Genomic DNA, 274 nt, shown 5'->3' with positions numbered 1-274 from the left:
ATTATTGGTTCGAGACGGGTACGCCTACTTTCCTAGTGGAGCTGATGAAGGGATGCGGATATAACCTGAAGAAGCTGATGAGGGAGTATGCTACGGCGGACTCGCTGAACGGACTGGAAACACTCAGGAAAGATCCGGTGCCGATTTTGTATCAGAGCGGGTATCTGACAATCAAGGATTATGACAGCAGATTCAAGACTTATATACTGGGATTCCCGAACAAAGAGGTGGAGGACGGTTTCATGGAATTCCTGTTGCCGAGCTATACGGGAAT

Annotated in this window: 1 pseudogene; it reads left to right on the top strand. The window is 48.2% G+C overall.

The features are described from left to right. A pseudogene (locus H6A61_RS15610) lies at nucleotides 1–274 on the top strand (AAA family ATPase); the annotation flags it as partial.

This window comes from Bacteroides caecigallinarum, from assembly GCF_016901995.1.
In the GTDB taxonomy this organism is placed as follows: Bacteria; Bacteroidota; Bacteroidia; order Bacteroidales; family Bacteroidaceae; genus Phocaeicola; species Phocaeicola cellulolyticus.
The sequence above is the reverse complement of the archived record's forward strand: the minus strand, read 5'-3'. Positions and strand labels throughout refer to the sequence as shown.